The sequence below is a fragment of the Oceanibacterium hippocampi genome (assembly GCF_900172325.1).
Classification (GTDB): domain Bacteria; phylum Pseudomonadota; class Alphaproteobacteria; order Sneathiellales; family Sneathiellaceae; genus Oceanibacterium; species Oceanibacterium hippocampi.
Genome location: NZ_FWFR01000005.1, coordinates 95,244 through 113,907, shown reverse-complemented (window position 1 = coordinate 113,907; position 18,664 = coordinate 95,244). Strand labels below are relative to the sequence as shown.

15 protein-coding genes are annotated in these 18,664 nt (G+C 67.2%); 7 read left to right on the top strand and 8 right to left on the bottom strand.

Features of this window, described 5'->3' with window-relative positions; genetic code table 11:
• Nucleotides 1-23: 23 nt before the first annotated feature.
• Nucleotides 24-851, bottom strand: a complete 828-nt coding sequence (locus OCH7691_RS20900; protein ID WP_085885559.1) for an alpha/beta hydrolase — start codon at nucleotides 849-851, stop codon at nucleotides 24-26.
• A gap of 294 nt (nucleotides 852-1,145) precedes the next feature.
• Between OCH7691_RS20900 and OCH7691_RS20895 the strand changes: the two genes are divergently transcribed.
• The 5 genes from OCH7691_RS20895 to OCH7691_RS20875 all read left to right on the top strand — a co-directional run bounded on the left by OCH7691_RS20895 (nucleotide 1,146) and on the right by OCH7691_RS20875 (nucleotide 7,174).
• Entirely contained in the window at nucleotides 1,146-1,388 is a 243-nt protein-coding gene (locus OCH7691_RS20895) for a DUF1289 domain-containing protein (RefSeq protein ID WP_085885558.1), read from the top strand.
• Nucleotides 1,389-1,469: 81 nt separating this feature from the next.
• Nucleotides 1,470-1,973: a cell wall hydrolase gene (locus OCH7691_RS20890; protein WP_085885557.1), complete on the top strand. Its 504-nt coding sequence runs from the start codon at nucleotides 1,470-1,472 to the stop codon at nucleotides 1,971-1,973.
• 294 nt (nucleotides 1,974-2,267) lie between these two features.
• On the top strand, nucleotides 2,268-2,810 hold the full coding sequence (locus OCH7691_RS20885; protein ID WP_085885556.1) for a PadR family transcriptional regulator: 543 nt from the start codon (nucleotides 2,268-2,270) through the stop codon (nucleotides 2,808-2,810).
• Nucleotides 2,811-2,846: 36 nt separating this feature from the next.
• Entirely contained in the window at nucleotides 2,847-3,989 is a 1,143-nt protein-coding gene (locus OCH7691_RS20880) for an efflux RND transporter periplasmic adaptor subunit (RefSeq protein ID WP_085885555.1), read from the top strand.
• Entirely contained in the window at nucleotides 3,986-7,174 is a 3,189-nt protein-coding gene (locus OCH7691_RS20875) for an efflux RND transporter permease subunit (RefSeq protein ID WP_085885554.1), read from the top strand. The genes OCH7691_RS20880 and OCH7691_RS20875 overlap by 4 nt, the downstream gene beginning before the upstream one ends.
• Nucleotides 7,175-7,186: 12 nt before the next feature.
• On the opposite strand, the gene OCH7691_RS20870 is transcribed toward OCH7691_RS20875, so the two are convergent.
• The 6 genes from OCH7691_RS20870 to OCH7691_RS20845 form a co-directional block, all read right to left on the bottom strand.
• Nucleotides 7,187-8,011: a CDP-alcohol phosphatidyltransferase family protein gene (locus tag OCH7691_RS20870; RefSeq protein ID WP_085885553.1), complete on the bottom strand. Its 825-nt coding sequence runs from the start codon at nucleotides 8,009-8,011 to the stop codon at nucleotides 7,187-7,189.
• Nucleotides 8,012-8,707 carry a phosphatidylserine decarboxylase gene (locus OCH7691_RS20865; protein WP_085885552.1) on the bottom strand — a complete coding sequence of 232 codons (696 nt, stop codon included), beginning with the start codon at nucleotides 8,705-8,707 and terminating at the stop codon, nucleotides 8,012-8,014. It abuts the gene before it with no gap.
• Between the two features lie 30 nt (nucleotides 8,708-8,737).
• Nucleotides 8,738-10,627: an ABCB family ABC transporter ATP-binding protein/permease gene (locus tag OCH7691_RS20860; RefSeq protein WP_245826626.1), complete on the bottom strand. Its 1,890-nt coding sequence runs from the start codon at nucleotides 10,625-10,627 to the stop codon at nucleotides 8,738-8,740.
• Nucleotides 10,628-10,794: 167 nt separating this feature from the next.
• Nucleotides 10,795-12,450, bottom strand: a complete 1,656-nt coding sequence (locus tag OCH7691_RS20855) for a LysM peptidoglycan-binding domain-containing protein (protein WP_085885551.1) — start codon at nucleotides 12,448-12,450, stop codon at nucleotides 10,795-10,797.
• Nucleotides 12,451-12,525: 75 nt separating this feature from the next.
• A complete protein-coding gene (locus tag OCH7691_RS20850; protein WP_085885550.1) occupies nucleotides 12,526-13,446 on the bottom strand; it encodes a c-type cytochrome in 921 nt (306 codons plus the stop codon).
• Nucleotides 13,443-13,859, bottom strand: a complete 417-nt coding sequence (locus OCH7691_RS20845) for a hypothetical protein (protein WP_217808182.1) — start codon at nucleotides 13,857-13,859, stop codon at nucleotides 13,443-13,445. The genes OCH7691_RS20850 and OCH7691_RS20845 overlap by 4 nt, the downstream gene beginning before the upstream one ends.
• Between OCH7691_RS20845 and OCH7691_RS20840 the strand changes: the two genes are divergently transcribed.
• The gene (locus OCH7691_RS20840) at nucleotides 13,858-14,442 is read left to right on the top strand and encodes an LOG family protein (protein WP_085885548.1); all 585 of its coding nucleotides are present in this window, start codon (nucleotides 13,858-13,860) and stop codon (nucleotides 14,440-14,442) included. The genes OCH7691_RS20845 and OCH7691_RS20840 overlap by 2 nt on opposite strands.
• Before the next feature lie 122 nt (nucleotides 14,443-14,564).
• Complete coding sequence (locus tag OCH7691_RS20835) at nucleotides 14,565-15,785, top strand: NADP-dependent isocitrate dehydrogenase (protein WP_085885547.1); 1,221 nt, start codon at nucleotides 14,565-14,567, stop codon at nucleotides 15,783-15,785.
• A gap of 97 nt (nucleotides 15,786-15,882) precedes the next feature.
• Here the strand turns inward: OCH7691_RS20835 and alaS are convergent, their stop codons facing one another.
• Nucleotides 15,883-18,534, bottom strand: a complete 2,652-nt coding sequence (gene alaS, locus OCH7691_RS20830) for an alanine--tRNA ligase (protein WP_085885546.1) — start codon at nucleotides 18,532-18,534, stop codon at nucleotides 15,883-15,885.
• Between the last annotated feature and the right edge of the window lie 130 nt (nucleotides 18,535-18,664).

Below are 18,664 nucleotides of genomic sequence, written 5' to 3'. Positions count from 1 at the left end.
CGCGGCCGGCACGCGCCCGGGTATCAGACGCCGTTCTGGCCGTCGGGCTGCATGACCCGTTCGAGGAAATCGAGAACCGCCTCGGTCGCGCCTCGGTCGAACAGTTCGGCGTCGCCCGCATCGTCGACGAAAAAGGCTTCCTTCTTGGCCGGCGCCGCCTCGAAGACCGCCCGTCCCTGGGCGATCGGCACATGCGGGTCGCGGCCGCCATGCAGGATCAGGATCGGTGCCTTGACGCGGCCGATCTTCTCGATCGTCGCGAATCGGTCCTTGAGCAGGAATCCGAAGGGAAGCCAGGGAAAGCGCGCGGTCCAGTAGTCGGCGAAGCTGGTGAAGGGCGTTTCGAGGACGAGCGCCCCGACCTCCGTCTTGAGCGCCGTCGAGACCGCGACGTCGGCGCCCATGGCCCGGCCGAACAGGACGATCCGGGACGGATTGATCCCGCTTGCCAGCACGTAATTCAGCGCGGCGCGCGCGTCGAGGAGAATCCCGGACTCCGACGGATCGCCAGGATTGCCGCCATAGCCGCGGAACTCGACCAGGAGCGCGCCATATCCCTGCGTCAGCAGCGGCTGCGCCCGAAGCCACTGGTCGGCGACCGACTGCTGCGCGCCGTGAAAGAAGACCACGATCTCCTTCGCCTCGCCGGGCGGCTTGAACCAGCCGTAGAGGGTCAAGCCGTCCTCGGTGATGAAGCGGACCGCGTTCAGGCCCGGCGGCGCGATATTCTCGGCCACCGGGTCACCGCTGCCATAGAGCAGTTCACGCTGGAAATGCCAGACCAGCCCTGCCGCGACCGCGTAAACCGCGAGCACGATCAGCAGCAGATTGGTCGCCCGCCTTCGTCTCATGGCCGGCGTGCGCGTTCAGCACCGCGAGCGGCGCGTCGACAACAGGCATGCTTCGTCGCGACATGCCCCATCGCCGTCGCAACGCCGTCCGGCCGCCAGCCAAAAGCCCGTTGGCCCGCTGCCTCGCCTATCTCGGACATCGGTTCAATTCACACTCCACCCCGCACATCATGCATAGCCGACGGCCGGGTCATGTGGCAATGCGGATGGTTGACTCGGGGCCCCGCCGCGACGAATGATGCGCGGACCCGCCGGCCGGCGACCGGCCGCCAGAACGGCGCCACCGGAACCTCCATGAGCCAGATCGACATCCCCTCGCCCTGCGTCGGCATCTGCATTCTCGAAAGCGATACCGGCCTGTGCCGGGGCTGCTGGCGGAGCGGTGCCGAGATCGCCGACTGGCCGGGCATGCCCAACGAGGCGCGGATGGCGCTGCTGGCCGTCCTGCGGGCGCGCCGCGGTGGCCGAGCGCGTCCCCGCAAGCGTCCGGCGCGGGCCCGCTTCGCCGGAACGCCCGAGGCGAACGAGGGCGGCTGAGACGCCATAGTTCCGCCTCAATATTCCCCTAATGCGATATTGAACGAATGACGATGTGAGGCGTCGCACAAGGGGAGCGAGATGCGACTCACGGTATTGACGACCCTGACGGTGATTTACCTGGCCGGCCTCCTGGCCGCCTTGCCGCTGATCTGCCCGAGCGACGCCGACCGCGCGGCGCTCGCCGCCAAGGAACGGGATTGCCTGGCCAAGGCGGTCTATTTCGAGGCCCGTGGCGAGCCCTACATGGGGCAGCTCGCGGTTGCCCTCGTCATTGCCAACCGGATGCAGGATCGCCGCTATCCGGACAGCGCCTGCGGCGTTGTCTACCAGAATGCCACGCGCCGGAACGCCTGCCAGTTCTCCTTTGCCTGCGACGGCCGCTCCGACACGCCGCGTGACCCGGCATCCTGGGCGCGGGCCCAGGGCGTCGCCGACATGGTGCTGAGCCGGACGCTGCGCGACCTGACCGACGCGGCGACGCACTACCATGCCGATTATGTCGCGCCGCGCTGGGCCTCGCATCTGCAGCGCACCCAGACCATCGGCCGGCATGTCTTCTACCGGACGAACCAGAAGACCTAGGGGCGCCATCCGCCGGCCGGGCCGCCCGGCCCGATCATCGCCCGCCGACCGATCGTCCCAGGCCCCGCCTCGCCGGGGCTTTTCCTTTTCCTGAACAGGACACGCCGTTCGATCCGGACGGGTGCATCGCATCCGGGAACGCCGGACGCCCGTCCGGGCTGCCCGGCTTCGAAGCCGGTAGCCACACACCGGCAACCGGCAGGCCCTTGCAATTCACAAGAAGGTGATTTACATTACTGCATAATATATCAACTCGATATATGACGATTTTTTGTATGCGTACCGGAGCGTGACATGGACATTCGGATGCTGTGCCTCGGCCTGCTGACCCTGAAAGAGGCCACCGGGTACGAGATCAAGAAGACCTTCGAGGGGCCGCTCAGCCATTTCTACGAGGCGAGCTACGGTTCGATTTATCCCGCCCTGAACAAGCTGACCGAGGAAGGCCTGCTCACCTGCGACCAGCAGGCCCAGGACAAGCGCCCGGACAAGAAGGTCTATTCGGTCACGTCCGCAGGCAAGCTCGCCTTCATGGACGCGCTGCAGAAGCATCCGGGACGCGATCGCATCCGTTCCGAGTTTCTTGCGGTCATGATGTTCGCCCGGCTCCTGCCGGCGGGGCATCTGAGCCGTCTGATCGACGACCGGATCGACGAGTACCGCGACCGTATCGCGCACATCGATCGCGAGTGCGCCGGCGTCATGGCGGGTGAGGTAGAGACCTTCATCTGCGGCTACGGCAAGGCCGTGTACAGCGCCGCGGTTCAATATCTCGAGGACAATCGCCACCTGCTGGAAAGCGAGGCGCTGATGGGCAGCACCCGCGCCGCTGAATAGGCGGGCGCGCCGCCCCGAACTGGAAAGGCCGGAGCCGTGAACCGTTCCGTTATCATTGCATTGCTGCTTGCCGTCGTTGTCGCCGGCTGGATCCTGTCCGGCCAGATCGACCGCTTTACCGGCGACGAGAGGCCGGCCGCCCAGGCCAATGTCGCAATCGGCGCGGACGAGGAAGCCTCGTCGGCCGACGAGGCGGCGACGGAGAAGCCCCTCACCCTCGTGCGCGTCGCCGAACTGGCGGCGGAAACCCGTTCCATCGACGTCACCGTGCGCGGCCGCACCGAGGCCCTGCGGTCGGTCGATGTGAAGGCGGAAGGTGCCGGACGTGTCGTCGCGGTCAAGGTCGAGCGCGGCCAGCGGGTCAAGAAAGGCGACATCCTGGTGCGCCTCGCGGTCGAGGATCATGAGGCGCGGCTGGCCAAGGCGCGCGCCGGACTGGCCGAAATGGAAATCAAGCTCAAGGCCGCCTCGTCGCTCAGCAAGAAGGGATTCGCCGCCGAAACGACGGTCGCCCAGGCGCAGGCCGCCTACGACTCGGCCAAGGCCGATATCGCGCTCTGGGAAGTCAACCTCGACCACCTGACCATCCGCGCGCCCTTCGACGGCTTCGTCGAGGAACGCAGCGCCGATATCGGGGATTTCCTCGATGTCGGCAACAAGGTCGCCACGGTCATCGACGAGGACCCGTTCCTGGTCGTCGGCTACGTCAACGAAACCGATGTCCGCGCGCTCACGCAGGGCACGCCCGGTGTCGCCCGGCTGGTGAGCGGCGAGACGGCCGAAGGCACGGTCCGCTTCATCTCCAAGCGCGCCGAGGAGACGACACGGACGTTCCGGGTCGAACTCGAGGTCGCGAACCCCGAACGGACGCTCAGATCCGGCGTCACCGCGACGATCAGCTTCCCGGTCGGCGAGGTGAAGGCGCATTTCGTCAGCCCCGCGGTCCTCACCCTCAACGACGACGGCGTGATCGGCGTGCGCATCGTCGATGACGAGGACATCGTCCACTTCCTCCCGACCCGGATCATTTCCGACACCACCAAGGGTGTCTGGATAACCGGGCTGCCCGACCGGGTCCGGGTCATCACGGTCGGCCAGGAATTCGTCGGCGAGGGTCAGAAGGTCAAGCCGGTCGATGCGGCCGAGCTGACGCAGGAGCCGAAGGGCGAGACGTCATGAATGCACTGATCGACGCGGCAATCGAACGCTCGCGAACGATCATCGCGACGCTTGTGCTGATCCTGATCGCGGGCACCATCGCCTATATCTCGATTCCGAAGGAATCCGACCCGGACATCAACATCCCGATCATCTACGTCTCGATGACGCATGACGGGATCTCGCCGGAAGACGCGGTGCGCCTTCTGGTCCGGCCGATGGAACAGGAGCTCCGCTCCATCGAGGGCGTCAAGGAGATGCGCTCGACCGCGCGCCAGGGCTCGGCCTCGGTGGTGCTGGAGTTCGAGGCCGGCTTCGATTCCGACGCCGCGCTCGACGACGTGCGCGAGAAGGTCGATATCGCCAAGACCGAGTTGCCCGACGAAACCGACGACCCGACCGTCAACGAGGTCAATGTCGGCCTCTTCCCGGTGCTCGTGGTGACGCTCTCCGGCGACCTGCCCTACCGCACGTTGTCGCGCCTGTCGCGCGAACTTCGCGATTCGATCGAGGGACTGCCGCCGGTACTCGAGGCGGACATCGTCGGCGACCGCGAGGAAGTGGTCGAGGTCATCATCGACCCGCAGAAGCTCGAAAGCTACAACATCAGCGCCGGCGAACTTTACCAAGCGGTCGACCTGAACAACCGGCTGGTTTCGGCCGGCGAACTCGATGCCGGCGCCGGACGCTTCCCGATCAAGGTTCCGGGACTGATCAAGACGGCCCGCGACGTTCTCGAACTGCCGGTCAAGGTGAGCGGCGACAGCGTCGTCACTCTCGCCGATGTCTCGACCGTGCGCCGCACCTTCAAGGACGCGACGACCTTCGCCCGGCTCGACGGCGAGCAGGCGATCGCCATCGAGGTCAAGAAACGGCTCGGCCAGAACATCATCGAGACAATCGCCCAGGTCCGGGCGCTGGTCGCCGAGGAACAGGCGAACTGGCCGGCGAATGTCCGCGTCAGCTTCAGCCAGGACAAATCGGACGACATCGCCAACATGCTGCGCGACCTGCAGAACAACGTGCTGAGCGCGATCCTGCTGGTCATGATCGTCGTCGTCGCGGCGCTCGGCCTGCGGTCGGCCGCGCTGGTCGGCATCGCCATCCCGGGCTCGTTCCTGATCGGGATTCTCTACCTCTACATCTTCGGCATGACGATCAATATCGTCGTGCTGTTCGCGCTGATCCTGGCGGTCGGCATGCTGGTCGACGGGGCCATCGTGGTCACCGAGTTCGCCGACCGCAAGATGACAGAGGGGCTGGACCGGCGCGAGGCCTACTCGATCGCCGCCAAGCGGATGGCCTGGCCGATCATCGCCTCGACGGCAACCACGCTGGCCGCCTTCATGCCGCTGCTGTTCTGGCCCGACGTGGTCGGCGAGTTCATGAAGTTCCTGCCGATCACGCTGATCCTGACGCTGTCGGGATCGCTGCTGATGGCGCTGATCTTCGTGCCGACGCTCGGCTCGCTGATCGGCAAGGCCGGCGCCGGCAACCAGGAGACGATGAAGGCGCTGGCCGCCGCCGAGCATGGCGACGTGACACAGATCAGGGGCTTCACCGGCGCCTATGCCCGGTTGCTCAGCGTCCTCGTCCGCCATCCGCTCAAGGTCGTCGCGGTCGCCTTCGCCACGCTGATCGGGGTGCAGGCCTACTACGCGATGCATGGCAACGGGGTCGAGTTCTTCCCCGACGTCGAGCCGGAGCAGGCGATCATCCATGTCCATGCGCGCGGCAATCTCTCGACCGTCGAAAAGGATCGTCTGGTCCAGGAGGTCGAGGCCCGGGTGCTGGAACTCGACGATTTCGACCATGTCTATGCGCGGACCGGAAGCGCCGGCCAGGGACAGGACGTATCCGAGGACGTGATCGGCACCATCCAGGTCGAGTTCAAGGACTGGACCGAGCGACGTCCGGCCGATGTGGTGCTGAGCGATATCCGCGAGCGCACGGCCGGAATCGCCGGTATCGAGGTCGAGGCACGCAAGCCCGACAATGGCCCGCCGACCGGCAAGGACATCCAGATCCAGCTCACCTCGCGGGATCGCGCCGCCCTCGCCCCGGTCGCCGAGATGATCCGCCAGCACTTGGAGCGGAATGTCTCCGGGCTGCTCGATATCGAGGACAGCCGCCCGGTCCCCGGCGTCGAATGGCAGATGTCGGTCGACCGGGCCAACGCCGGCCGTTTCGGCACCGACATCGCCTCGATCGGCGTCATGATCCAGCTTGTCACCAACGGCTACAAGCTGGACGAGATCAGGCCCGACGACACCGACGACGAGGTCGAGATCCGGGCCCGGTTCCCGGAGGCCGACCGCTCCGTCAACCAGCTCGACATGCTGCGCGTGCCGACCTCGGCCGGACCGGTGCCGCTGTCCAATTTCGTCGTTCGCACCGCGCAGCCGAAGGTCGGCACGATCAACCGCGTGGATTTGCGCGAAATGCTGACGGTCCAGGCCAACGTCGCGCCCGGCATCCTCATCGACGACAAGGTCCGGGAGATCTCCGACTGGCTTTCCGGCGTCCCGATCGATCCGAATGTCAGCTACAGCTTCAAGGGCGAGGACGAGGAGCAGAAGAAGGCCGGCGCCTTCCTGATGAAGGCTTTCGGGGTCGCGCTGTTCGTGATGGCGATCATCCTGGTCACCCAGTTCAACAGCTTCTACCGCGCCTTCCTGATCCTGACCGCCGTCATCATGTCGACGATCGGCGTCTTCGTCGGCCTGATCATCACCGGCCAGCCCTTCGGTATCGTCATGACCGGGGTCGGGGTGATCGCGCTCGCCGGCATCGTGGTCAACAACAACATCGTGCTGATCGATACCTTCGCCTACATGGTCAAGGGCGGCATGCCGGGTATCGAGGCGGTCATCCGGACCGGTGCCCAGCGCCTGCGCCCGGTGATGCTGACCACGGTGACGACGATCTTCGGCCTGGTGCCGATGGTCTTCCAGACCAACATCGACTTCATCACCCGCGAGGTCACGGTCGGCGCGCCGTCCTCGCAATGGTGGGTGCAGCTCTCGACCGCGGTCGCCTTCGGCCTCACCTTCGCGACCGTGCTGACGCTGATCCTGACGCCCTGCCTGCTGGCGCTCGGTGTCCGGATTCAGGACGCCTCGAACCGGCGCCGGGCGCGGCGCGCGGCCCGTCGAGCAGAGCGTGCCGGAAATGCGGGCGAGGCTTCGAGCGCGCCGGCGGAATAGCCGGGCAGATCCTCAGGTCGGCCGGTCCGCCTCGCCTTCCTCGGCGGCATCGTCGTCACAGTCCGCATCACCCGCCTCATCCGGCGGATGGGTGCGCGACAGGCGCCGGTGCTGCCGCATGCTGAGCGGCAGCGAGAACAGGTAGACGATCACGACGAACGAGATCAGGATCCACGGATAGCTGACCAGCAGCGCCGTCAGCAGGCCGACCAGCAGCAGCACCGGCATGATGTACTGGCGCCGGACCCTGACCCGCTTGAACGAGAAGGTCGGGATCTGGCTGACCATCAGGAAGGCCACGCCGAGTGCCCAGAAGGCCACGAATACGGGATTCCGCAGGAACTCCAGGCCGGAATAGAAGCTCAGCATCATTGGCAGCGTCGCCATCGCCGCGCCGGCCGGCGAGGCCACCCCGGTGAAGAAATTGACCGTCCAGTGCGGCTGGACCGTGCCCTCCAGGGCGGTGTTGAAGCGGGCGAGCCGGAGACCGCAGCAGACGGTAAGGGCCAGCGTCACCGTCCAGCCGATCCCGGCCAGGTCGGACAGCGTCCAGAGATAGAGGGTAAAGGCCGGCGCGACGCCGAAACAGACGAAGTCAGAAAGTGAATCGAGCTCGGCGCCGAACTTGCTGGTGCCCTTCAGCAGCCGCGCGACACGACCGTCGAGGCCGTCGAGCAGGCCGGCGATCAGGATCGCCGCCACCGCTTCCTGCCAGCGGTCCTGCAGCGCCAGTCGCATCGCCGTCAGGCCGGCGCAGAGCGCCATCACCGTCAGGATGTTCGGGATCAGCGAATTGACCGGCAGGTCGCGCAGGCGCCGCCGGTTGGCCCGGACCATCTAGCGGACCTCCGCGCCGCGGGCCGCGACATCTCCCGTCTGGCTGTCGACGAGCACGGTCTCGCCGCCGATCGTGGTCTGCCCCACGGCGACCAGCGGCACCATGCCGTCGTCGAGATAGATGTCGGTCCGGCTGCCGAAACGGATCAGGCCGAAGCGCTCGCCGGCGCGCACCGACTGGCCCTCGTCGAGGTCGCAGACGATCCGTCGCGCCACCAGCCCGGCGATCTGCACGAAGGCGATGTCATGGCCATCGGCGGTCGTCATCCGCACCGACTGCCGCTCGTTGTCCTCAGACGCCTTCTCCTTCATGGCGTTCAGGAAGCGGCCGGGGCGATAGACCGTGCGCGTGATGCGGCCATCGGCGGGCACCCGGTTCACATGCACGTTGAAGACATTCAGGAAAATGCTGATCCGCATGCGTGGGTCGCTGCCCATGTCGAGCTCGGGCGGCGGCACGGCGCGCTCGATCAGCTGCACGACGCCGTCCGCCGGGCTGACGATCAACCCCTCCCGGGTCGGGACGTGGCGATCGGGATTGCGGAAGAAATAGACGCACCAGAGCGTCAGCAGGACACCGAGCCAGCCGAGCGGGGCCGCGATCAGGAACAGAACGACCGTGACGGCGGCAAATATCGCGATGAAGCGATGGCCTTCGCGGTGGATCGGGGTCATTACGGACTGCAAGGTTTCCATCAGGTTTTCCGATTACTGAAATGCGCCAATCTAGTCGCCATCGGCCGGATTGTTAACGCCCTGTTCCAGCGGCGGCGCGACGCCGAAGGTTTCTCGATATTCGCGAAGCTGCTTCTGGATGTCGGCCGCCTGCTGCTGGCGCCGCCACATCGCCGCATACTGGCCGTCGAGGGCGAGCAGCGCGTCATGGCGGCCGCGCTCGACGATCCGGCCGGCGTCGAGCACGAGGATCTCGTCGGCGTCGACCACGGTCGAGAGCCGGTGGGCGATCACCAGCGTCGTCCGGTTCCGTGAAACCTCCAGAAGATTGGCCTGGATCTCCCTCTCGGTGGCGCTGTCGAGCGCCGAGGTCGCCTCGTCGAGCAACAGGATGCGCGGATCCTTCAGGATCGTCCGGGCGATCGCCACCCGTTGTTTCTCGCCCCCGGAAAGCTTCAGCCCGCGTTCGCCGACCATGGTCTCGAAGCCGTCCGGCAGCGACTCGATGAAGCCCTCGATATGGGCCATGCGGGCGGCCTCCGCAACGGCCGCGTCGTCGGCGGCCGGCCGGCCATAGCGGATGTTGTAGCGGATCGTGTCGTTGAAGAGCACGGTATCCTGCGGAACGATGCCGACCGCGGCCCGCACGCTCTGCTGCGTGACGTCACGGATATCCTGCCCGTCGATGGTGACCCGGCCGTCCTGCACGTCATAGAAGCGGAACAGGATCCGCGAGATCGTCGACTTGCCGGCACCGGACGGGCCGACGATCGCCACCTTGGCGCCGGCCGGGACGACGAAGGAGATGTCCTTCAGGATCGGCCGGCGGCTTTCATAGCCGAAGGAGACATGCTCGAAACGGACCTCGCCCGGTCCGGCGGCGAGCGGGCCGGCTTCCGGCGGGTCCGAGATCTCCTCGCCGATCGCCAGCAGGTCGAACATCTTCTCCATGTCGACCAGGCTCTGCTTGATCTCCCGATAGACGAAGCCGAGGAAGTTGAGCGGCATGTAGAGCTGCATCAGGAAGGCGTTGACTAGGAAGAAGTCGCCGATGGTGAGACTGCCGTCGACGATGCCGCGCGCCGCGAGGTAGAGCACGCTGACCTGGCCGAAGGCGATGATCACGCCCTGGCCGATATTCAGCGCGGCGAGTGAGGTCTGGCTGTTGACGGCGGCCTTCTCGTAAGCCGCGATCGCCTTGTCGAAGCGGCGCGCTTCGTGGGCCTCGTTGCCGAAATACTTCACTGTCTCGTAGTTCAGCAGGCTGTCGATCGCCTTCGTGTTGGCGTCGCTGTCGGCCCGGTTCATCGAGCGGCGATACTTGATCCGCCAGTCGGTGATCAGCAGGGTGAAGGCGATATAGGCAACCACCGTGACCAGCGTGATCGCCGCGAAGGCGACGTCGTAGCGCACCAGCAGGATGATGCAGACGAAGCCGATCTCGAGCACGGTCGGCAGGACGTTGAACAGCGAGAAGCGGAGCAGGAACTCGATGCCCTTGGTGCCGCGCTCGATCGCCCGGCTGAGCCCGCCGGTCTGCCGTTCCAGGTGAAAGCGCAGCGACAAAGCATGGAGATGGCGGAAGGTTTCGAGCGCGACCGTGCGGATCGCATGCTGGCCGACCTTGGCGAAAACCGCATCGCGAAGCTCGCCGAAGGCCTGCATCGCGACCCGGCCGACACCGTAGGCGAGCAGCAGCGCCACCGGGACGACGATCGCCACCGCCCGTTCGCCGGCCAGGATGTCGACCGCGTCCTTGAGCAGGAACGGGACATAGACGGTGACGACCTTGGCGGCGACCAGGAAAGCCATCGCGATGACGACACGTGCCTTCAGGTCCGTCCGCCCGGGCGGCCAGAGATAGGTGATCAACGTCCGGAGGGTGCGGCCGTGCGCCTTGCCCTTCTCGTCGTCGGTTATCTCGCCGCTGCTTGCTGACACCTGCCCTAGCCTGTCTGTTCCGGTATCCCGGCATCACCTGCCCGGGCCCTCGGCGCCCGACCCCGGGATGATGCGCGTTGTCAAGTTACACGGCTATCGCAATGATTTACAACGATATCGCCGACAACGTGACCGGCATGCTTCCAGTTCCGGAAACGCCCGTCCGCCTAGCCGTTGCCGGCCGCCTTGTCCTTCGGCACGGTGAAGATCTGGCCGGGATAGATCAGGTCGGGATCGCTGATCTGGCGGTCGTTGGCCTGGTAGATGACGGTGTAGCGGACGCCGCTGCCGTAGAACCGCCGGGCGAGCCGCCACAGGCTGTTGCCGGGCTGGACGACGACCCGGAGATTGGTCTCGCCGACCGCGAGCCTGATCTCGCCGGGCTCGGCCCGCTTGAACGGCAGGTTGATGCGCGAGACCACGGTGTCGGCCTCTTCGCCGGACTTGCCGATCTGGTCGAGCCTGAGGTCATGGACGCCCGGTTCGACCATGCCGTCCGGCCGCAGCCGCCAGCGCCCCTCGGCATCGACAAGGGCCTCGCCGACCAGCCTGTTGTCGATGTAGACGCGCACCAGGTTGCCGGGTTCGGCGGTACCGGAAAGCGCGACCTGCCCTTCCTCGTCGTAATCGACCGCACCGAGCGCCAGCGCCCGGGCCTTCGACCGATCGCCGGACGGTGGCGGCCCCTGCAGCAGTTTCGACGGCGCGTCGCCTGCGTTGGGGGTCAGCACCGCGATCGCCGTTTCCGGCGCCTCGACCCCGCCCTTGCCGGCGCAATCGGGCACCAGGATGGTCACGGTTTCCGCCGACGCGCCTGTCGCAGCGCCGTCGACCGTCGACCGGAGCGAGAAGACATGGGTTCCGGCGGGCAGCGGCTCGGGCGGCAGGAAGACCCATTCGCCGCGACCGTCAGCGACAATCGTGCCGATCACCGTGCCGTCGCTTTCGATGGTGACCGTCGCGCCCGGCGCGGCGCGGCCGGCGAACAGGGCCTCGCAATTCTGCTCGACACGGACGATATCGAAGCTCGGGCCGGGCACCGCGGAATCATCACCGGGAGCCGCACCTTCTTCCGAGGGAGCCGCGGCCTTGCCGGCGGCCTTATCGGCGGCATCCGCCCCGCCCTGCGGCAGGGCGGCGACGGCCTGCCCGCCGGTTTCGGCCTGTCCACCCTGTTTGGTCTGCCCTCCGGCCACCGGCTCGGGCGCGGATGGCCCCGCCGCCTTCGCGGCATCCGTCGCCTGGTCGGCCGCCGAGGCGATGGCCTGCCCGGGAACGGCTGGCGTCGCCGGGGCGGAATCCGTCTCGCCGGCCGGTTTCGCAGGCGTTCCCAACCCGCCGGCAACCGTCCCGGTGGTGCCGCGCGCCTCGTCGGCCAACTTCTCGATGGTCTCGACCGCTTCCCTGGTCGCCTCCTCGACCGCTTCGCTGGCGTTCCTGGCCGCCTTGCCGACCAGCGCGCCCGCCTTGCTGGCGGCCTCGCTGACGGTTTCAGCCAGCGCTTCGACCTTCGTTTCCGTTCCTGTTTTGGCGGGCGTGCCGGCGGATTCGACGATCGGGGCGCTGGCACTGGCCCCGGCGGCCGGCTTGTCCGCGCCGGCACCCTCGTTGGCGGTCGTTTCGCCGTCAGTGCCGCCGGAGGATGCCTCTCCGGCCGGTTTGCCGGTCGTTGCCGTTCCGCCGGGGGCCTCGCCGGCGGCAGTCTCCGTGGCATTGTCGGCCAGGGAGGGGCTGTCCTCGCGCCCGAACCAGTAATAGAACGCCGCGCCGGCGAGGATGGCGACCAGCAACACGACGAGAAGGGCGGGAATGACTTTGCGCACGGCGGCCGATCCGGTTGAGAACTGTTCCGCTAGACTATGACGGGCCGCGCCAATCTGGCAAGGAAGCCCGGCGGCTCATTGCGTCTTGCGCGGGACCCTGTTCTCGACCGGTGGCAACGACTTCAGATAGACGGCGATCGCCGTCCGGTCGGCCTTGTTCAGTTCCTTGAGCCCGTCGCGGATCGCCTCCTTCATGCTGCCCTGGACGTCGTCGTAATTCGGCTTCAGTCCGCTTTCCAGGAACGAGGCGATATCGGCCTCCGACCAGTCGCCGATGCCGGTCGCCGGATCCGGGGTGATGTTGGGCACCCGCTCGCCGTCCGGCCCGTCGGGCGTGCCGATCAGCCCCTTGTCCCATTGCGGCGCGCCGAAGGCATTGCGCGGCGTGTGGCATTCCCCGCAATGGGCGAGCGCCTGGACCAGGTAGGCGCCCCGGTTCCATTCGGCCGAGCGCGCCGGATCGTCCACGAACGTCTCGGCATCGAGGAACAGCCACTGCCAGACCCGCTGCAGCGCGCGGATCGAGAACGGGAAGCCGACGTCATGGTCGGGCACGCTGTTCTCGACCGGCTCGAGGCTCTGGAAATAGGCGAAGATGTCGTGCGCGTCCCCGGGCCGCATCCGGGCGTAGCTGGTGAACGGAAAGACCGGGAAATAGGCGGCGCCGTCGGCCCGCCGGCCATGGGTCAGCGCACGCACGAATCGATCCGCCGTCCAGCCGCCGAGGCCGGTCGCGGGATCGGGCGTCAGGTTGGGGCTGTAGAAGGTACCGAACGGCGTCGCGAGCGCCCTTCCCCCGGCGTAGGGCGCGCCGTTCCCGGCGTAGTTCGTGTGGCAGCCGAGACAGCCGCCGGCGTTTGCCAGGTAGCGGCCGCGGGCAACCGCATCCTCGTCGGCCGCCGTCGCGGCTCCGGCCCAGGCGAAGAACGCGAACCCGGCCAGCAGGCCCAGCCCGGCCGCGACACCGTGCCGCGAGCGCCGCCCGCCGCCGCTCACGGCGCGTCCAGTTCGACGGTGACCTCGGCGCCGCCGTAACCGTCCTTCAGGTCGTGAGCGCGGACGCGCACCCGCTTGACGTCCATCGGCACGCTGATCATGCCGCTCCGGGTAAAGGGTTGCTCGTCGACATGGGGATGCATCAGGACCCGCTGCCCGAGCAGATTTCCTTGCATGTCGAGCACCTCCCACCTATTGGCATAATGATCCCAGCCGCTGTCGTCATGTCGCACGGTGACCCGAAACCGGTATACTTCCGGCCCGGTCTTCTCGACAGTGACCGCGACGACGTCAGCCGGACCGGCCACCGCCGATCCGGCCGCGGCAATCGTGATCGCAACCAGTGCCGCGACCGGGATCGCGAGAAACCGGCGCCGGATTTGTGGAACCAGGAAACGAAGCATAGCAATCATGGCGACGCTAACCTCACTTTGTGTCTATTGCGGTTCCCGACAACCGAGGAACCAGTCTCTCCGCCGCGCGGCCCAGCGGCTCGGGCGTCTGGTCGGCGAACGCGGCATCCGCCTCGTCTACGGCGGCGGCCATGTCGGGCTGATGGGCGTCGCCGCTGACGCCGCGCTCGCCGCCGGCGGTGAAGTGTTCGGCATCATACCGGGACATCTCGCCGCAAGCGAAGTCGGTCACGCTAATTTGACGAAACTCGAGGTCGTCGACAGCATGCATGAGCGCAAGCACCGGATGTTCGAGAGCGCCGACGCCTTCGTGATCCTGCCCGGCGGGCTGGGCACGCTCGACGAGGCGTTCGAGATGATCACCTGGCGACAGCTGTCCCTTCATGACAAGCCGATCGTGCTGGTCAACCAGGACGGATACTGGCGCCCCCTGCTCAATCTGATCGACGCCATCGTAGCGGAGGACTTCGCCAGTGTCGCCGTCCGCCGGCTGTTCACCGTGGTCGACGACGTGGACGAGGTGATCCCGGCGATCGAGAAAGCCATGCCGCCAACCGTCGCCGACCGGCCGGCGCGCCTGTAACCGGGCGTTCCGCCGTCCGGAAACTTGCGCGGCGCGGAATCCTGCGCCCTTGCGCCCGCCCCCGTCTTTGCTATTTTGCGGCAACCCTTTGTCACGCCGCCATTCCCGCGAGGAACCTCTGAATGAGCAAGATCAAAGTCCGGAACCCCGTCGTCGAACTCGACGGGGACGAAATGACCCGCATCATCTGGGCCTTCATCAAGGACAAGCTGATCCTTCCCTACCTGGACGTCGATCTCGAATATTACGACCTCGGGGTCGAGGCGCGTGACGCGACCAACGACCAGATCACGGTCGACGCGGCCGAGGCGATCAAGAAATACGGCGTCGGCGTCAAGTGCGCGACGATCACGCCCGACGAGGACCGGGTCAAGGAATTCAAGCTCAAGGAAATGTGGAAGTCCCCGAACGGCACGATCCGCAACATCCTGGGCGGCACCATCTTCCGCGAGCCGATCATCTGCCAGAACGTGCCGCGGCTGGTGCCCGGCTGGACGCAGCCGATCATCATCGGCCGCCACGCCTTCGGCGACCAGTATCGCTGCGTGAACTTCCGCGTGCCCGGCAAGGGCAAGCTGACCATGACCTACACGCCCGAGGACGGCGGCGAGCCGGTCAATTACGACGTCTACGACTTCCCGGGCTCGGGCGTCGCGATGGGCATGTACAACCTCGACGATTCCATCCGGGATTTCGCCCGCGCGTCGATGAATTACGGCCTGCTGCGCAACTACCCGGTCTACCTGTCGACCAAGAACACCATCCTGAAGGCCTATGACGGACAGTTCCGCGACCTGTTCCAGAAGATCTTCGACGAGGAGTTCGCCGACAAGTACGCCAAGGCCGGGATCACCTACGAGCATCGCCTGATCGACGACATGGTCGCCTGCGCGATGAAATGGTCGGGCGGTTTCGTCTGGGCCTGCAAGAACTACGACGGCGACGTGCAGTCCGACACCGTGGCCCAGGGCTTCGGCTCGCTCGGCCTGATGACCTCGGTGCTCATGACGCCGGACGGCCAGACGGTCGAGGCCGAGGCGGCGCACGGCACCGTCACCCGCCATTACCGCCTGCACCAGGAAGGCAAGGAAACCTCGACCAACCCGATCGCCTCGATCTTCGCCTGGACGCGCGGCCTGATGCATCGCGGCAAGCTTGACGACAACGAGGAGCTCACGAACTTCGCGAAGACGCTCGAGGCGACCTGCATCGCCACCGTCGAGGGCGGGCAGATGACCAAGGACCTGGCGATCCTGATCGGCCCGGACCAGCCCTGGCTGACCACCAACAAGTTCCTCGACGCGATCGACACGAACTTCCGGAAGGCGATGGGCTACAACTGAGCCCGCCGCCGCCCGTCACCGGGCAGGAATGGATCGGGCCCGCCGGCTGCAGCCGGCGGGCCCGTTTCGTTTCCGGTCGGCGGGAAGGTGACGGCCGTCAGGCGGCCTGGGGGGCGACGATCGCCTCGGCGATAGCGGCGAGCGCCGCCTCGGCCGCCGCGCCGTCCGGGCCGCCGGCCTGGGCGAACTCCGGCCGGCCGCCGCCGCCCTTGCCGCCGAGCGCGGCGGAACCGGCGCGCACCAGGATGCGGGCGTCGCAGCGCGACAGGAGATCGTCGGTCACGCCGACGACCAGGGCCGCCTTGCCGTCGCTGACCGAGACCAGGGCAACGACGCCGCTGCCGATATCCTTCTTGCTCTGATCGACGATGCCGCGCAGGTCCTTCGGCGGCACGTTGTCGAGCTTGCGGCTGGCATAGCGCACGCCCTCGATCTCGCGGACCTCGATGCCGCCCTTGCCGCCTCCGGTGGCCAGCGCCTTGCGCGCCTCCATCAGCTCGCGCTCCAGCCGCTTGCGTTCCTCGATGAGTTGCACCACCCGTCCCGGCACGTCGGCCGGCGCCGCGCGGAGGGCCGAGGCGGCCTCGCGCAGGCGGATTTCCTGCGACAGCATGTATTGCCGCGCCGCCTCGCCGGTCACCGCCTCGATACGGCGGACACCGGCCGCGACCGCGCCTTCCGAGATGATCTTGAAGAGCGCGATATCGCCGGTCCGGCGAACATGGATGCCGCCGCAAAGCTCGACCGAATAGGGCCGGTCGGTCCCGCGCCCCATGGCGACGACGCGCACTTCCTCGCCGTACTTCTCGCCGAACAGGGCGAGCGCGCCGGCCTCGACCGCCTCGTCCGGCCGCATCAGCGTGGTCGCGACCGCGCCGTTGCTGCGGATCACGCCGTTGACGGCCGCCTCGACGGCGGCGATCTCGTCCTCGGTGAGCGCCTTCGGGTGGCTGAAATCGAAGCGCAGGCGGTCGTCGGCGACCAGCGAGCCCTTCTGCGTCACATGCTCGCCAAGGGTCTCGCGGAGCGCCTTGTGTAGCAGGTGGGTGACCGAGTGATTGGCCCGGATCCGGTTGCGGCGCTCGCCATCGACGGTGAGCGTGAGCGCGTCGCCGACGGCGATCGCGCCCTTCTCCATCCGGCCGGTATGGACATGCAGGTCGGCGGCCCGCTTCTGGGTGTCCTCGACGATGAAGCGGACGCCGCCCGGGCCGGCAATGCGCCCGGTATCGCCGACCTGACCGCCACTTTCGCCGTAGAACGGCGTCTGGTTGAGGATCAGCGCGCCGCTCTCGCCCGCTTCCAGCCGCTCGACCGGGGCCCCGTCACGGACAATGGCGACGACCTCGCCCTCGGCGCGTTCCGTCGCGTAGCCGAGAAACTCGCTGGCCCCGACCTGGTCGCGCAAGTCGAACCAGACCGCCTCGGTCGCCTGCTCGCCGGAGCCGGCCCAGGACTTCCGCGCCTCCGCCTTCTGGCGCGCCATCGCCGCGTTGAAGCCGTCGACATCGACGCCGCGGCCACGGGCACGCAGCGCGTCCTGGGTCAGGTCGAGCGGGAAGCCGTAGGTGTCGTAGAGCTTGAAAGCGACCTCGCCAGGCAGCGCCGCGCTGTCGCCGAGGCGCTCCAGTTCGTCCTCAAGCAGCCGGAGGCCGCGCGCCAGCGTGCGCTTGAAGTTGTTCTCCTCGAGCTTCAGGGTCTCGCGGATCAGCGGCTCGGCGCGGCCGAGTTCGGGGAAGGCCTGGCCCATCATGCCGACCAGCGTCGGCACGAGGCGATGGAGCAGCGGTTCCTCCGCGCCCAGCATCTCGGCATGCCGCATGGCGCGCCGCATGATCCGGCGCAGCACGTAGCCGCGGCCCTCGTTCGACGGCAGCACGCCGTCGGCGATCAGGAAGGACGAGGCGCGCAGGTGATCGGCGATGACCCGGTGCGAAATCCGGCCCTCGCCGTCCGGATCGACGCCGATCGCCTCGGCCGAGGCCTCGATCAGCTTGCGCAGCAGGTCGGTGTCGTAATTGTCGTGCTTGCCCTGGAGGATCGCCGCGATCCGCTCGAGCCCCATGCCGGTGTCGATCGACGGCCGCGGCAGGTCGACGCGCCTGTCGGCGCTCTGCTGCTCGTACTGCATGAAGACGAGGTTCCAGATCTCGACGAAGCGGTCGCCGTCCTCGTCCGGGCTGCCCGGCGGGCCGCCCGGGATATGGTCGCCATGGTCGTAGAAGATCTCGGAGCACGGGCCGCAGGGACCGGTATCGCCCATCGCCCAGAAATTGTCGGAGGTCGCGATCCGGATGATCCGTTCCTCCGGCAGGCCGGCGATCCGGCGCCAGAGGTCGTGGGCCTCGTCATCCTCGTGATAGACGGTGACGCAGAGCCGGTCCTTCGAAAGCCCGAACTCGTCGGTGATCAGGTTCCAGGCGAGCTCGATCGCCCGCTCCTTGAAATAGTCGCCGAACGAGAAGTTGCCGAGCATCTCGAAGAAGGTGTGGTGGCGCGCGGTATAGCCGACATTGTCGAGATCGTTGTGCTTGCCGCCGGCGCGCACGCATTTCTGCGAGGTCGCGGCCCGCTTGTAGGGGCGCTGCTCGACGCCGGTGAAGACGTTCTTGAACTGCACCATGCCGGCATTGGTGAACATCAGGGTCGGATCGTTGTGCGGCACCAGCGGCGACGAGGCCACGGGCTCGTGCCCGTTGGCGGCAAAATAGTCGAGGAACGTCCGGCGTATCTCGTTTCCGCTGATCATCTCGAACCCTTCGATCTTCCCACTTCCGCGTCCAGAGCCGACGCCCGGCCCGGCTCACTAGCATAGCGTCCCGGCGAAAGCCAAGCCCGCACGAACGCGGCGGCCGTCCGGACAACGGCAAACGCCGCGC

Bases quoted from the DNA above. Each gene is read 5' to 3' on its own strand.
- OCH7691_RS20890 (WP_085885557.1), top strand. From the start codon at position 1,470: ATGCGACTCACGGTATTGACGACCCTGACGGTGATTTACCTGGCCGGC.
- OCH7691_RS20845 (WP_217808182.1), bottom strand. From the start codon at position 13,859: ATGATTGCTATGCTTCGTTTCCTGGTTCCACAAATCCGGCGCCGGTTT.
- alaS (WP_085885546.1), bottom strand. From the start codon at position 18,534: ATGATCAGCGGAAACGAGATACGCCGGACGTTCCTCGACTATTTTGCC.
- OCH7691_RS20895 (WP_085885558.1), top strand. From the start codon at position 1,146: ATGAGCCAGATCGACATCCCCTCGCCCTGCGTCGGCATCTGCATTCTC.
- OCH7691_RS20875 (WP_085885554.1), top strand. From the start codon at position 3,986: ATGAATGCACTGATCGACGCGGCAATCGAACGCTCGCGAACGATCATC.
- OCH7691_RS20885 (WP_085885556.1), top strand. From the start codon at position 2,268: ATGGACATTCGGATGCTGTGCCTCGGCCTGCTGACCCTGAAAGAGGCC.
- OCH7691_RS20835 (WP_085885547.1), top strand. From the start codon at position 14,565: ATGAGCAAGATCAAAGTCCGGAACCCCGTCGTCGAACTCGACGGGGAC.
- OCH7691_RS20865 (WP_085885552.1), bottom strand. From the start codon at position 8,707: ATGGAAACCTTGCAGTCCGTAATGACCCCGATCCACCGCGAAGGCCAT.
- OCH7691_RS20900 (WP_085885559.1), bottom strand. From the start codon at position 851: ATGAGACGAAGGCGGGCGACCAATCTGCTGCTGATCGTGCTCGCGGTT.
- OCH7691_RS20840 (WP_085885548.1), top strand. From the start codon at position 13,858: ATGGCGACGCTAACCTCACTTTGTGTCTATTGCGGTTCCCGACAACCG.
- OCH7691_RS20870 (WP_085885553.1), bottom strand. From the start codon at position 8,011: ATGGTCCGGGCCAACCGGCGGCGCCTGCGCGACCTGCCGGTCAATTCG.